General features: G+C 69.6%; 14 protein-coding genes. 4 read left to right on the top strand and 10 right to left on the bottom strand.

Annotation, left to right across the window (positions count from 1 at the left end):
• Nucleotides 1–82: 82 nt before the first annotated feature.
• The 5 genes from rplS to rpsP form a co-directional block, all read right to left on the bottom strand.
• Nucleotides 83–445: a 50S ribosomal protein L19 gene (rplS, locus tag ABT158_RS03245; RefSeq protein WP_352350313.1), complete on the bottom strand. Its 363-nt coding sequence runs from the start codon at nucleotides 443–445 to the stop codon at nucleotides 83–85.
• 137 nt (nucleotides 446–582) lie between these two features.
• Nucleotides 583–1,362: a tRNA (guanosine(37)-N1)-methyltransferase TrmD gene (gene trmD / locus ABT158_RS03240; RefSeq protein WP_352350311.1), complete on the bottom strand. Its 780-nt coding sequence runs from the start codon at nucleotides 1,360–1,362 to the stop codon at nucleotides 583–585.
• Entirely contained in the window at nucleotides 1,362–1,862 is a 501-nt protein-coding gene (gene rimM / locus ABT158_RS03235) for a ribosome maturation factor RimM (RefSeq protein WP_352350309.1), read from the bottom strand. Before rimM ends, trmD begins: the two co-directional genes overlap by 1 nt.
• Nucleotides 1,863–1,936: 74 nt before the next feature.
• Entirely contained in the window at nucleotides 1,937–2,182 is a 246-nt protein-coding gene (locus ABT158_RS03230) for an RNA-binding protein (RefSeq protein ID WP_020546537.1), read from the bottom strand.
• A gap of 1 nt (nucleotide 2,183) precedes the next feature.
• Nucleotides 2,184–2,633 carry a 30S ribosomal protein S16 gene (gene rpsP, locus ABT158_RS03225; RefSeq protein ID WP_352329496.1) on the bottom strand — a complete coding sequence of 150 codons (450 nt, stop codon included), beginning with the start codon at nucleotides 2,631–2,633 and terminating at the stop codon, nucleotides 2,184–2,186.
• A 254-nt stretch (nucleotides 2,634–2,887) separates the two neighbouring features.
• Between rpsP and ABT158_RS03220 the strand changes: the two genes are divergently transcribed.
• Entirely contained in the window at nucleotides 2,888–4,312 is a 1,425-nt protein-coding gene (locus ABT158_RS03220) for a hypothetical protein (protein WP_352350306.1), read from the top strand.
• Nucleotides 4,313–5,074: 762 nt separating this feature from the next.
• On the opposite strand, the gene ffh is transcribed toward ABT158_RS03220, so the two are convergent.
• Genes ffh through ABT158_RS03195 form a run of 5 tightly spaced genes read right to left on the bottom strand, consistent with a single transcriptional unit; the run spans nucleotide 5,075 to nucleotide 10,956 of the window.
• On the bottom strand, nucleotides 5,075–6,628 hold the full coding sequence (ffh, locus tag ABT158_RS03215; protein ID WP_352350305.1) for a signal recognition particle protein: 1,554 nt from the start codon (nucleotides 6,626–6,628) through the stop codon (nucleotides 5,075–5,077).
• Between the two features lie 57 nt (nucleotides 6,629–6,685).
• Nucleotides 6,686–7,246 carry a GTP-binding protein gene (locus ABT158_RS03210; RefSeq protein WP_352350493.1) on the bottom strand — a complete coding sequence of 187 codons (561 nt, stop codon included), beginning with the start codon at nucleotides 7,244–7,246 and terminating at the stop codon, nucleotides 6,686–6,688.
• Between the two features lie 7 nt (nucleotides 7,247–7,253).
• Nucleotides 7,254–7,646, bottom strand: coding sequence for a DUF742 domain-containing protein (locus ABT158_RS03205; RefSeq protein ID WP_352350303.1), 393 nt, complete (start codon nucleotides 7,644–7,646; stop codon nucleotides 7,254–7,256).
• Nucleotides 7,647–7,651: 5 nt separating this feature from the next.
• The gene (locus ABT158_RS03200; protein WP_352350301.1) at nucleotides 7,652–8,074 is read right to left on the bottom strand and encodes a roadblock/LC7 domain-containing protein; all 423 of its coding nucleotides are present in this window, start codon (nucleotides 8,072–8,074) and stop codon (nucleotides 7,652–7,654) included.
• On the bottom strand, nucleotides 8,071–10,956 hold the full coding sequence (locus tag ABT158_RS03195) for a nitrate- and nitrite sensing domain-containing protein (RefSeq protein ID WP_352350299.1): 2,886 nt from the start codon (nucleotides 10,954–10,956) through the stop codon (nucleotides 8,071–8,073). Before ABT158_RS03195 ends, ABT158_RS03200 begins: the two co-directional genes overlap by 4 nt.
• A gap of 390 nt (nucleotides 10,957–11,346) precedes the next feature.
• Between ABT158_RS03195 and ABT158_RS03190 the strand changes: the two genes are divergently transcribed.
• Genes ABT158_RS03190 through ABT158_RS03180 form a run of 3 tightly spaced genes read left to right on the top strand, consistent with a single transcriptional unit; the run spans nucleotide 11,347 to nucleotide 13,897 of the window.
• Entirely contained in the window at nucleotides 11,347–12,333 is a 987-nt protein-coding gene (locus ABT158_RS03190) for an ABC transporter substrate-binding protein (protein ID WP_352350297.1), read from the top strand.
• Complete coding sequence (locus ABT158_RS03185) at nucleotides 12,333–13,109, top strand: ABC transporter permease (protein ID WP_352350295.1); 777 nt, start codon at nucleotides 12,333–12,335, stop codon at nucleotides 13,107–13,109. The genes ABT158_RS03190 and ABT158_RS03185 overlap by 1 nt, the downstream gene beginning before the upstream one ends.
• Nucleotides 13,106–13,897: an ABC transporter permease gene (locus tag ABT158_RS03180; protein WP_352350293.1), complete on the top strand. Its 792-nt coding sequence runs from the start codon at nucleotides 13,106–13,108 to the stop codon at nucleotides 13,895–13,897. The genes ABT158_RS03185 and ABT158_RS03180 overlap by 4 nt, the downstream gene beginning before the upstream one ends.

Below are 13,897 nucleotides of genomic sequence, written 5' to 3'. Positions count from 1 at the left end.
ACGAGTCGCTCCACATAAAGGAAATGGCCCCGCAAAGCCGAAAGGCCCGTGCGGTGCACGGGCCTTTCGGAAAAGATTGGGGTTACTTCGCGGGCGTGGACTCACGCTTCTCGCGGATGCGGGCGGCCTTGCCGCGCAGGTCGCGCATGTAGTAGAGCTTGGCGCGACGCACGTCACCGCGGGTCACGAGCACGATCTTCTCGATGACCGGGCTGTGCACCGGGAAGGTGCGCTCGACGCCGACGCCGTAGCTGACCTTGCGGACCGTGAAGGTCTCGCGGGCGCCGCTGCCCTGCCGGCGCAGCACGAAGCCCTTGAAGACCTGGATACGGGAGCGGTTGCCTTCGACGACTCGTACGTGGACCTCGAGCGTGTCACCGGGGCGGAACGCCGGGACGTCGCTCCGAAGGGTCGCCTTCTCGAGCTCCTGGATCTTCGTGTGCATGAGAGCTGTCCTCAAGTCCTCGCGAGCACGCGGAGGTCCACCCGGCCGGAGCTCGCGGCGGACACGCTTGCTGATTTGATGAACCCGGGACCGTTACCCGGGCATGACGGACCAACCGTGTGATGGTCGGCAGCGATTCAGTTTGCCACATCTTCCGGCCGGACGCGAAACGAGAGCTCGTCGAGCAGCTTCCTGTCGCGCTTGTCGAGCGTCTCGGGATCGAGCGCCGCGGCCAGTTCCGGCCGGTTCCGCACCGTACGCCGGAGCGCCTCGTCCCGTCGCCATCGGGCGACTTTTCCGTGATGTCCGGACAGCAGCACTGCGGGCACCTCGTGCCCGCGCCAGACCGGCGGCTTGGTGTAGACCGGGCCTTCCACCAGGTTCTGCATCGAACCCGGCGCGAAGGAGTCGTCCACGGCCGACTGGGCGTTGCCCAGCACGCCGGGCAGCAGCCTGCCGACGGCCTCGACCATCACCAGCACCGCGACCTCGCCGCCGGCCAGCACGTAGTCGCCGATGCTGACCTCGTCGACCCGCAGCCGGGCGCCGTACTCGGCCATGACCCGCGAGTCGATGCCCTCGTAGCGCCCGCAGGCGAACAGCAGCCACGGCTCGGCGGCCAGCTCCTGCGCCATCTCCTGGGTGAACGGCCGCCCGCTCGGCGTCGGCACGATGACCCGCGGCGCGCCGTCGCCGATCACCGAGTCGATGGCCTCGCCCCAGACCTCGGGCTTCATCACCATGCCGGGACCGCCGCCGTACGGCGTGTCGTCGACCGTCCTGTGCACGTCGTGCGCCCAGTCGCGGAGCTGGTGGACGCGTACGTCGAGGGTGCCGCGCTCGCGCGCCTTGCCGATCAGCGAGACGTCGAGCGGGGCGAAGTACTCGGGGAAGATGGAGATGATGTCGAGGCGCATCACAGCAGGCCCTCTGGCGGGTCGACGACCAGGCGCCCGCCCGTCAGATCGACCTCGGGCACCAGGGCCTTCACGAACGGGATGAGCGCGTCGTCCTGCCCGCGCCGACGTACGACCAGCAGGTCCTGGCCGTGGTGCAGCACGTCGGTGACCTCGCCGACGGGCTCGCCCGACACGGTCTCCACCGCCAGCCCGACGAGCTGGTGGTCGTGGAACTCGTCCGGGTCGTCCGACGACTCCACGTCGGCGGAGTCGATGACCAGCATGGTGCCCCGGAGCTCCTCGGCGGCGTCGCGGCCGTGCACCCCCTCGAACGCGATCAGCAGCACGCCCTTGTGCCAGCGGCGGCTCTCGATCACGAGCGGCCCCGCGCTCGCCGGGTCGGTCGCGACGGCCACGCCCTCGGCGAAGCGCAGCTCGGGATCGTCGGTGCGCACCTCCACGGTGACCTCGCCGCGTACACCGTGCGGACGGCCTATCCGGCCGACGACCAGCTGCACGTAAATCCACCTTCTCCTAACGCAAGCGCCCCCACCAGCCCTTTCGGGACCGATGAGGGCGCGAATTCCTGACGCTAACGGACTGCTTCGTCCAGGTCGAGCAGATCGACCCGTACGTACTTCCCGTCGGCCAGGGCGTTCACAACGGTGCGCAGCGCCTTGGCGGTGCGCCCGCCGCGTCCGATGACCTTGCCCAGGTCCTCGGGGTGCACCCGGACCTCCAGGACGCGCCCGCTGCGAATGCGGCGAGCGCGGACCCGGACATCGTCGGGATGTTCGACGATGCCCTTAACGAGGTGCTCGAGAGCCTCCTCGAGCACGTCAGCCCTCGCCCTCGGTCGGGGTCTCGGCGGCGGGGGCGGCCTCAGCCTCTTCCTTCTTCTTGGCACGCTTGGGCGCCGTGGTGGCGGCCGTGCCGGTGTCGCCACCGGACAGCGCCTCCTTGGCCGCGGCCTCGTAGAGGGCGTGACGGTCGGGCGCGGGCTCGGCGACCAGCAGCGGCGCCGGGGCGGCCTCGCCCTTGAACTTCTGCCAGTCACCGGTGAGCTTGAGCAGCTTGAGCACCGGCTCGGTCGGCTGCGCGCCGACACCCAGCCAGTAGGCCGCACGCTCGGCGTTGACCTCGATGCGCGAAGGGTTTTCCTTCGGGTGGTACAGGCCGATCTCCTCGATCGCCCGGCCGTCACGCTTGGTGCGGCTGTCGGCGACGACGATTCGGTACTGAGCGTTGCGGATCATGCCGAGCCGCTTGAGCTTGATCTTGACTGCCACTGGTGTGGTCTCTCCTGCATTCGAGCGTGGGTGAACGGCACCTCATCGAGTGGGGCACGATGAGAGGACGTTCCAGGGACAGGCGTGGCCGGCAGGAGATGAGAGGGCACCCACCTGGTCACGATGTTCCAACATGTCATTCTGCCAGACCGCGGACAGTGCCTTCGACCTGTCCCGGCAGGCCGCGGCAAAGGCTCGGCAAGGGCCGCGTGTCACCTCGCCCGACTTGATCAACTTCCCTGCGGAATGGGTGGGTGACCACCACGACCAATCCGCTGTTCACGCGCGCGCGGCTGCTCACCGCCGGCGCGTCCGTCCTGCTCACCGGCGCCTTGTTCGGGCTTACGGCCACCGCCGCGGCGGGCGAGTTCGCCAACGCCAACGGTATCGGCCTGACCATCACCGAGATCCCGGAACTGGGCCAGCCGGCCTTCTCCGGCACCTGGGGCACGGCGTCCGTCGGGCCCGACCCCGGCACCGACACCGGCGACTGGAGCGACCCCGACGGGGTCACCGACTTCGTCAGCCTGGCCAACGAACAGATCCAGGCCGACGGCCTCGACGCGCCGGACGTCTGGGAGGCCAGCGCCCAACTGGTCGTCAACACCCTTCAGCTCAACCCGGACGCGTCCGAGCCGCTGCTGGTCACGGGCAACGTGGAGACGCACGCGCGGTGCACGCCGCCGGCTCCGGCGATGGCGTCCGTGCAGGCGGCGCCGGGGACCATCACGGTGCTCGGCGTGCCCGTGGAGCAGGGGACCACGGAGGTGCCCGCGACGGGCGCGCAGCTCGGGTACCCCGGCGTGTACGACGGGGTCCTGACGGTGGTCAGGACCGACAACGCCACGACGAACGACGCGACCTCCGCCGAGGCGGACATGACGATCACGATCTCGGCCAGCCTGCGGGACGCCGACGGGAACGTCGTCTACGAAGGGCCGCTCACGGAGGTCACCATCGGCCGGGTGGAGGTCAACTGCGTCCCCAACCAGCCCACCCCGACGCCCACGATCACCCCCACGGTGACCCCGACCCCCACGCCCACCGTCACTCCTACGCCCACCGTGACCCCCACCCCCACGGTGACCCCCACAGTGACGCCCACGGTCACACCCACGGTCACGCCCACGCCCACCGTGACGCCGACGCCCACGGTCACGCCGACGCCGAACCCGACGCCCACTGTGACACCGACACCGACCGTGACACCGACGCCCACGGTCACGCCGACCGTGACACCCACGCCCACGGTCACACCGACCGTGACACCCACGCCCACGGTCACACCGACACCGACCGTGACGCCCACACCCACCGTGACGCCGACGCCGTACCCGACGCCCACCCCGACTCCGACGCCGACTCCGACGCCCACGCCGAGCCCAACGCCCACGCATGACTGCACTCACAAGCCGCACAAGACTCACAAGCCGCACGAGAAGAGCTACTGGCCCCCTTGCGAGTGGCCGCACAACCCGCATGAGCCGCACCACCACGACGGCCCCAACGGTCATCAGTGGTCCGGCGACCACAGCGGCGAGTTCGGCCCGGCACACGAAGACGCCTGGGTGACCCAGAGGTCGCCGCTCACCGGCCTGCCGATGTGGATGCCCGTAACGGCCGCCTCAGAGTGGCTCCTCATGGATCCCGCTCTGCAGTGGATGCTCCTCTGCCGTTAGAGCAGGCCGAACGGCCTCACATCCGCGCGCCCGGTGACCGACCATGGTCCCGGGCGCGCACCCGTTCGGGCGATCGCGAGCACACCGGAGGCCAGCGACACAGCCCCGACGCGCAAATCACCGTCATGCAGGCTGCGCGAGTGAGGGTAGTTCGAGAGGGGCCAGCGCAAGAGAGGCCGGCGCGAGAAAGACCGGCACCGAAACCGCCAGCACAGGACCATCGGCGCAAGGGCCGCCAGCACGGGAGCCGCCAGCACTGGGGCCGCCAACGCAAGGGCCGCCGACCCAAGAGCGCGCCTGAATGCCCAGACCTTCCGGTTCGGAGCGAGGCCCGTCCGTGAGGGGCGAAACCCGTCGGTGCGGGGCGAAACCCGTCGGTGCGGGGCGAAACCCGTCGGTGCGGGGCGAAACCCGTCGGTGCGGGGCGAAACCCGTCGGTGCGGGGCGAGACCCGTCATGGCACGCGTAAGAGACACGGCTCGGAGTCGGGTGCCAGACAGGCGAGCGGCGAACAGACAGCCGCCCGACAAGCCCGCTCCCGACAAGGACGCTCGCAACAGACAGCTACGCGCCAGACGGTCACGTGACAAGCACGCGCCCGACAACCAGGCGCAGCAGGCGGACGCGGCAGGCCGGCAGGCAGGACAGAAGGTGCAGGCCGGGCCGACGTACGGGCAGGCCCGGCGAACGTACGCGCAGGCCCGGCAGACGTGCGGGCACAGCGGGCAGGGGCGGGCGGAGCGGGTGCCCGCCCCGGTGCGGCTACTGCCCGGGCAGCTTCAGCTTCGACGGGTCGAAGCCCGGCGGCAGTTCGAGCCCCGGCGGCAGCTTGCCGCCCAGGTTCCCCAGCACTCCCCCGGCCTTGGGCGCGCCGCCCTCGCCGTCGGGCGACGGGGACGCCGACTTCTCCAGGCCGGCCTTGCGCGGGTCGCCGCTGACGCGCCGCCCCTTCTTGGCCTTCTTCTGGGCCTTGGACGCCTTCCCGCGCCCCCCGGGCATGCCCGGCAGCCCCATGCCCCCGGCCACCCGCTTCATCATCTTCTGCGCCTCGAAGAAGCGCGTGACGAGGTTGCTCACGGCGCTGACCGTGACGCCGGAGCCGGCGGCGATGCGGGCGCGGCGGGAGCCGTTGATGATCTTCGGGTCCTGCCGCTCGCCGGGCGTCATCGAGCGGATGATGGCGGCGATGCGGTCGAGGTCGCGGTCGTCGATGGAGTTGAGCTGGTCGCGCATCTGCCCCATGCCGGGCATCATGCCGAGCAGGTTCTTGATGGGGCCCATCTTCTGGACCATCATCATCTGCTCGAGGAAGTCGTCGAGCGTGAAGTTCTCGCCCGAGGTGAGCTTGCCCGCCATCTTGGCGGCCTGCTCCTCGTCGAACGTCTTCTGCGCCTGCTCGATCAGGGTGAGGATGTCACCCATGTCGAGGATGCGGGAGGCCATCCGGTCGGGGTGGAAGGCGTCGAAGTCTTCCAGCTTCTCGCCGGTGGAGGCGAACATGATCGGGCGGCCGGTGATGTGCCGCACCGACAGCGCGGCGCCGCCGCGGGCGTCGCCGTCGAGCTTGGTCAGCACGACGCCGTCGAAGCCGACGCCGTCCATGAACGCCTGGGCCGTGGTGACGGCGTCCTGGCCGATCATGGCGTCGACCACGAACAGGACCTCGTCGGGGCGGACCGCGTCGCGGATGTCGGCGGCCTGCTTCATCATCTCCTGGTCGATGCCCAGGCGACCGGCGGTGTCGATGATGACGATGTCGTGGTTGAGCCGCCGGGCCTCGTCGATCGAGCGGCGGGCGACGTCGACCGGGTCTCCGACGCCGCTGCCCGGCTCGGGCGCGAAGACGGCGACCTTGGCGCGCTCGCCCACGACCTGGAGCTGCTGCACGGCGTTGGGCCGCTGGAGGTCGGCGGCGACCAGCAGGGGCGCGTGGCCCTGCTCGCGCAGCCACCGGGCCAGCTTGCCGGCCAGGGTGGTCTTGCCGGCGCCCTGGAGACCCGCGAGCATGACGACGGTCGGCGCGGTCTTGGCGAAGCGGAGCCTGCGGGTCTCGCCGCCGAGGATCTCGATCAGCTCGTCATTGACGATCTTGACGACCTGCTGCGCCGGGTTGAGCGCCTGGGAGACCTCGGCGCCGCGGGCGCGCTCCTTGACCTGGGCGACGAACGCCTTGACCACCGGGAGCGCGACATCGGCCTCGAGCAGGGCGATGCGGATCTCGCGGGCGGTGGCGTCGATGTCGGCGTCGGACAGCCGACCCTTGGATCGGAGGGAGGAGAAGACCGATGTCAGCCGGTCGGAAAGCGTCTCGAACACGTGGTTGGCCAGTCCTCGAAGCGAATGTACGTCTAAGACTTCAGCCTATCCGCTCTCCTAGCCGCTCCAGCCTGGCACGGCCATCCGGACGGTCAACGCGTGCTCGACGAGGTTGATCAGAGCGCTTTTGACCGAGTCCTTCTGGCGGGCGTCGAGACGCACCAGCGGGATGTGGGGCGCCAGCGTGAGGGCGTCGCGGACCTCGGCGTCGCTGTGGGCGTACGTGCCGTCCCAGCCGTTGATCCCCACGATGAAGGGGAGTTGCGCCTCCTCGAAATAGTCGATCGCGGGGAAGCTGTCGGCCAGTCGGCGGGTGTCGACCAGGACGACGGCGCCGATGGCGCCGCGCACGAGGTCGTCCCACATGAACCAGAACCGGTGCTGTCCGGGCGTGCCGAACAGGTACAGGATCAGGTCGCGGTCGAGCGAGACGCGGCCGAAGTCCATCGCGACGGTCGTGGTCGACTTCAGCGGCGTCATGCCCAGGTCGTCGATGCCCGCGGAGGCGTCCGTCATGACGGCCTCCGTCGTGAGCGGCATGATCTCCGAGACCGCGCCGACGAACGTCGTCTTGCCCACGCCGAAGCCGCCGGCCACCACGATCTTCGTCGAGGTCAGACCGGGGCTAGAGCCTGCGAAGTCCACTGAGCACCCTTTCCAGCAGGTTGACGTCCGGCCTACCCGCATCCAGCTGCGGCTGATGCACCCGTACCAGGCCCTCGGCCGCCATGTCAGCGATCAGAACACGCACCACACCGAGCGGGATCCGCAGCAGCGCCGACACCTCGGCGACCGACCGCACCTGACGGCAGAGCTGGCTGATCGCCTTGTACTCGGGGGTGATGTGGGAGAACTCCCGGTGTTCGGCCGTAGCCGACGAGACCAGGGCCTCCATGGCCAGCTTGACCTTGGGCGCGGTGCGCCCGCCCGTCACCGCGTACGGGCGCACCGGCGAGGCCGGGTCCGAGCTGACCGGCGGCTGGGGCTCCCAGCCGCCGCTGTTCCAGGAATCCGTCACCTACATCACCTGGTCTGGCTGGCGCGCAGCTCCGCGCGCACCGCCGGGGTCAGCACCTGACCGGCGCGATCAACCATCAAGGTCATCTGGTACGCCACCAGCCCCATGTCGCAGTCGGGAGCCGCCAGGACCGCCAGGCACGAGCCGTCGCTGATCGACATGATCAGCATCAGCCCGCGCTGCATCTCCACGATCGTCTGGTTGACCGCACCACCCTCGAACACCCTGGCGGCGCCCTGCGTGAGACTCACCAGTCCCGACGCGATGGCGGCCAGCTGGTCGGCCCGGTCAGCCGGAAAACCCGACGAAGCCGCGAGCGGCAATCCGTCGGATGACACGACCACCGCGTGCGCGACCCCCGGGACGGTACTGACGAAGTCGGTGATCAACCAGTCGACTCCGCGCGCCGAGTGGCTCAGGTCATTCACGCGCCCTCCTCCCTACTGTCGTTCCTCGGGCCGGATTGGTATGTCCTGCCCTCGCTGATGTCGTCACGCGCTGCCCGGAAGCCCTGCTGGAAGCTCGACAACCTGCTGCGCACCCGGTCGGGCGAGACCGACGGCATGGGAGCCACGCCCTTGGGCGCGGACGCCGTGTCCGCCGATCCGGGCACCAGGTTGGCCTTGGGCACCCGCTTGGGCAGCCCGGCGGCCGTCGAGCCGTCGCGTACGGGCTCCACCACGGACGCCGCCGCGTTCCAGCCGGCGTCGGCCTTGGCCGAGCCCCAGGTGGCGCTCGGCTCGCCCTGGTCGAACCAGGCCGACTCCACCGCGGCGAATATCGGCAGGTATTCGTCCCCGCCGGAGGCGGGCTTGACGACGGGGATCGGGCCGGTCGCCGCCGACTCGGTCTCGGGGTAGTCGTACTTGGACGCGGGCGACGTCTCCTGCGGCGGGGCCGACCAGGCGCGGGGCTCCTCGGGGGGCAGGCCGCGCTGCGGCGGCGCGTGCTCCCCGGTGACCGGCCCGCGCGAGGACACCCAGACGTCGGACGAGGAGTCCGGCAGCCAGTCGGAGCCGGTGTTCGTCGACTCCGTCGAGGGCCACTGCGGCATCGCGGACGGCATGGATGACTGGATCGAGGACGGCAGCGAGTTCGGCATCGACGGCCACGACCCGCCGGCCGGCTCGGAGGGGTACGAGGGGTAGGACGGGTGCCCGGGGGCGAGCCCGAAGCCCGAGGCGCCGGGCCACTGCTGGGCCCCGGCGGCGGGCTGGGAGGCGGCGAAGGCGTCCTCGCGGGCGGTCGTGGCGGCGGTGTTGCCGCCCGTGCCGGCGACCGCGGCGGGCTGCGCGCCGAGCAGCGTCTCGGGGATGAGGACCATGGCGGTCAGGCCGCCGGAGCCGTGCGGGCGCAGCTGCACCCTGATGCCGTGCCGGTGGGCCAGCCTGGCGACCACGAACAGGCCCATGCGGCGGGAGACCGACACGTCCACGGTGGGGGCGTCGGTCAGGCGCTCGTTGGCCTGGACCAGTTCCTCGCCGGTCATGCCGATGCCGGAGTCGCTGATGGAGAGCATGATCCCGCCGCCGTCGATCCTGCTGCCGGAGACGGGGACGCGGGTCTCGCGCGGGGAGAACGACAGCGCGTTCTCGATGAGCTCGGCCAGCAGGTGGATGACGTCGTTGACGGCCTGGCCGGCGATGGAGACGCCCTCGGGCACCTCCAGGACGACGCGCTCGTAGTTCTCGACCTCCGACAGGGAGGCGCGGGCGACGTCGACCAGCTTGACCGGCTGGCTCCAGCGCCGCGGCGGATCCTGACCCGCGAGGACCAGCAGGTTCTCGCTGTTGCGCCGCATACGGGTGGCCAGGTGGTCCAGCTTGAACAGGTTGCCGAGCCGCTGCTCGTCCTGCTCGCCCTGCTCCAGACCGTCGATCAGGGTGATCTGCCGCTCCACCAGCGTCTGACTGCGCCGCGACAGGTTCACGAACATCGCGTTGACGTTCGAACGGAGCCTGGACTCCTCGCCGGCCAGCCGGACGGCTTCGCGGTGGACCTCGTCGAAGGCGCGGGCGACTTCACCGATCTCGTCCTTGGAGTTGATCTCGATCGGCGGGACCTGGAGCTGTTCCGGGCTGACGTCGGTGTTGCGCAGCTGCCGGACCAGGTCGGGCAGCGTCTGGCCGGCGATCTTCAGGGCGTCCGAGCGCAGGCGGCGCAGCGGACGCACCAGCGAGCCGGCCATCAGGGCGGTGATCGCGAGGACCAGGACGAGCAGGCCCACCACGATGCCGATGTTGATCGCGGCGACCTGCCGGTCGCTGCTGGCGATGTCGGCGCTTCGGGTGGCGATCTGCTCCGACAGCGACTTCTGCACGGTGTGCAGGCGCTCGACGGTCTCGGTGATGGACTGGAACCACTGGTCGGTGTCGTCCCTGGTCGAGGTGTCGAGCCGGCGCAGGGACTGGTTGGCGTTGTGCAGCAGCACCGCGCGGCTGGCGTAGAACTCGGCGCGGCCGATCTTCAGGCTGGCGACGGTGTTGTCGTAGAACTGGCGCTGCGCGGGCGTGGCGACGGCGCGGAAGGAGTCCCGCTCGCTGTTGCGGCGGGAGCGGGCGTCGAGGAAGGCGTTGTACTCCGGCTCCTCGAACGAGCCCCTGATCAGGGCGCTGGTCAGCAGGCCGCGCTGCTTGGAGGCCTCCTCCTCGGCGCGGGCGACGGCGCGCAGGGCCGCGCTGGTGGCGATGATCTCCTCGTCCGTGGAGCCCTGGCCGAGCTCGTCGTAGAGCTGCAGCAGCTCGGCGATGACCTCGGAGTACTTCTCGCTGGTGGGCAGCGGGCCGAGCTTGGTCTCGGCGACGGCCTTGCGCATCGTGGGGATCTGGCCGAGCCGGATCCGGATGTGGTCGAGGGACTTCCTGCCGATGTCGGACAGCGCCGTCTCGGACTTCTTCCCCGCCTCAAGGGTGCTGGCGATGCGCTTGTCGACGATCTCGTGCTGGCTCTTCAACCGCTGCTCGTCGGAGGCTCCGCGGTTGGTGGCGACGTGGCGGGTGGCCAGGTCGCGTTCGAGCCCGATGTCGCGGGAGAGCTCGCCGAGCTGTGCGACCAGGGTCCCCACGCTGCTGATGTCCTGGTACTGCTGGGCGCTGCTGATCGACGTCGTGACCCGCAGGGCGCCGAGGACGACGGCCACGAGGGTGGGAATGGCGATGAGGGCGATGAGGCGGGTACGCACGCGCCAGTTGCGCAGGGCGAACGGGCTGCCCGCCTTGGGCGCGTGGGCCTGCCGCACCTCGCCGTCCGCGGCCTTTTCCGGGGCGTCCGGAGCCCGGCCACGACCGGGTTCGGTCGTTGTTGTCCTCACTGGTGGCAACCTCTCGCCATGGCCTGCTTCAGGGGGAATCAGCGGCTTCGTCACGCGGACGAGTGATCGCAGGCAAGTTCGAGGCCCAATTTGAGCACAAACCTCATACTTAGGCCAACGTTTCGGTGGTTTTCAACCGTTCCACATCGCACTCCCTTCACGTCGCATACCAGCGCACACGGAGCGCAACCACTGTCCCAATACGGACATATCACCACTAAACATACTTAATCTTCAGATTTACATCTATAACGCTGATTTGTCATATTTTCGCGATAAACCTACATATACGCGGCATAGCGCTGTAGATCCGAAGTCGGCTCCGGTACGCTTCACGCCCGGCATCCCGTGCCGATCTCCGGAACTTCCCCCTGGTAGGAGAACCCCCCCATGACACGCACTATGCGCGGTCACGCCATTGTCGTCGGCGTGGCTCTGGCGCTCACCCTTGCCGGCTGCGGCGGAGGCAGCGGCGAGACCGCGAAGAGCTCGGCCAACAGCAAGGGCCTGGAGAAGACCACCATCAAGGTCGGCGCCCTCCCCGTGCCCGACGTTGTGTCGGTCTATCTTGCCAACGAAAAGGGCTTCTTCAAGGAAGAGGGACTGACCGTCGAGCCGGTCACCATCACCGGTGGCGCGGCGGCGCTGCCGCAGATCGAGAGCGGCGCGCTCGACATCTCGCAGACCAACTACGTCTCGACCTTCCTCGCGGTGAGCAAGGGCAAGAAGATCAAGCTGGTCGCGGACATGTACCAGGCCGCGCCGAACACGTTCAACATCATGGTGCCGAAGGACTCCCCCATCAAGACGGTGGCGGACCTGAAGGGCAAGACGGTCTACGTCAACAACCTCAAGAACATCGCCACCCTCGCCGTGGAGACGCAGCTCAAGGTGGCCGGTCTGGCCGACACCGACGTCAAGTTCGTGGAGAAGCCGTTCCCGGAGCAGGGCAACGCGATCAACACCGGGCAGGCGGACGCGGGCTGGATGACCGAGCCCTTCATCACCGCCAACCAGAGCGCCTTCGGCTTCCGCAAGCTCGCCGACACCATGACCGGCCAGACGGAGGACTTCCCCATCGCCGGCTGGATGGCCACCGAGGACTGGGTGCAGAAGTACCCGAAGACGCTGGCCGCCTTCCAGCGGGCCATCGCCAAGGCGCAGCAGCTCGCCTCAAGTGACCGCAAGGTCATCGAGGAGACGCTGCCGAAGTACACCAAGATCGACGCCAAGACGGCCTCGGTGATCACGCTCGGCACGTACCCGAGCGAGCTGAACGAGAACCGGCTGCAGAAGGTCGCCGACCTGATGCTGGAGTACAAGTACCTCACCAGCCCGGTCGACGTGAAGTCGGTCATCGCCGCCCCTGCAAGCTGATGAACACCGCGCGTCTGCTCCGCGGCGCCGCCGGCGCCGCGGGGTTCCTCATCGCCGGTGAGCTGGTCATCCGCTTCGCGCTGAGCGACGGCGTGATCTTCCCGGCGCCCTCCGTCATCCTGTACGAAGCTGTGCGCCTGCTGGCCGACCCGGTGTTCACGCAGGGCCTGGCCACCACCCTCACCAACTGGGCGCTCGGCCTGCTCGCCGCCATCGTCGTGGCCGTGCCGCTGGGCGTGCTGCTGGGGGCGGTGCCGCCGGTGGAGCGGGCGATCCGGCCGCTGCTGGAGTTCATGCGCCCGATCCCCTCGGTGGCGATCATCCCGCTGGCGATCCTGCTGATCCCGGTGGACGGCCTGATGAAGGTCTCGGTCATCGTGTACGCGTCCATGTGGCCGATCCTGATCAACACCCTGTACGGCATGCAGGACGTGGACCCGCTGGCCAAGGAGTCGCTGCGCAGCTTCGGCTTCGGCCGCCTGGCCGTGCTGGCCCGGGTCAGCCTGCCTAGCGCCGCCCCCTTCGTCGCGACCGGCATCAGGATCGCGGCCGGCATCGCGCTCGTGCTCGCGGTCAGCGCCGAGCTGCTGGCCGGCGGCTCGGCCGGGATCGGCGTCTACACGATCCAGGCGGGCAGCGGCAACCGGATGGACCTGATCATGGCGGCGACGTTCTGGGCCGGGGCGTTCGGGGTGTTCGCGAACCTCGTCCTGCTGGCCGGCGAGCGGCGGCTGTTCCGCTGGCACCGCGTCCGGATGGGAGCGTCGGAGTCGTGAGGCGGCTGTCCAGGCTGTGGGTGGTGCCGCTCGTGCTGGTCGTCTGGGAGCTGCTCGGACGGCTCGTCGGCGACAGCGACTTCCCGCCGCCGCTCACCATCGTCACCAGCATGTACCAGATGTGGTTCTCCGGGCCCGTCTCCCACCTGTTCCTCACCGAAGACGCGATCGGCAACATCCTGCCCAGCCTCGGCCGCATGTTCAGCGGCTGGATCCTGGCCTCGCTGCTCGGGGTGCTGCTCGGCGTGGCGCTCGGCCGTTCCAGGGCGGCCACCGACTACGTGGACGCGCTGTTCGAGTTCGGCCGGGCGATCCCGCCGCCGCTGCTGCTGCCGCTGTTCGTCGCGCTGTTCGCGCGCACCGAGCACGCGCAGCTCAGCATGCAGCTCGCCACGATCGTGTTCGGCGTGATCTGGCCGGTGCTGCTCAACACGATCGAGGGCGTCCGGGCCGTGGACCGCACCTACACCGAGACCGCCACCGTGTTCGGCCTGTCCAAGGCACAGCGCCTGCGCGTGGTCGTGCTCCCCGCCGCCTCGCCGAAGATCTTCGCCGGGCTGCGGCTGAGCCTGTCCCTGGCGCTGATCCTCATGGTGATCTCCGAGCTGTTCGGCAGCACGGACGGCATCGGCTACCAGCTCCTGCAGGCCCAGCGCAGCTTCGACGGGCCCGGCGTGTGGGCCGCGATCGCCTTGCTCGGCATCCTCGGCTACCTGGTGAACTCGCTGTTCGTGCTGGCCGAGCGCCGCCTGCTGGTGTGGCACCGGCAGGCCAACCGCAACGTCTGA

Origin of the sequence: Nonomuraea sp. NPDC001636, from assembly GCF_040298265.1 — a bacterium.
Classification (GTDB): domain Bacteria; phylum Actinomycetota; class Actinomycetes; order Streptosporangiales; family Streptosporangiaceae; genus Nonomuraea.
The sequence above is the reverse complement of the archived record's forward strand: the minus strand, read 5'-3'. Positions and strand labels throughout refer to the sequence as shown.

Coding starts and splice junctions, on each gene's coding strand:
- ABT158_RS03185 (WP_352350295.1), top strand. CDS start 12,333: ATGAACACCGCGCGTCTGCTCCGCGGCGCCGCCGGCGCCGCGGGGTTC.
- rplS (WP_352350313.1), bottom strand. CDS start 445: ATGCACACGAAGATCCAGGAGCTCGAGAAGGCGACCCTTCGGAGCGAC.
- trmD (WP_352350311.1), bottom strand. CDS start 1,362: ATGCGCCTCGACATCATCTCCATCTTCCCCGAGTACTTCGCCCCGCTC.
- ABT158_RS03190 (WP_352350297.1), top strand. CDS start 11,347: ATGACACGCACTATGCGCGGTCACGCCATTGTCGTCGGCGTGGCTCTG.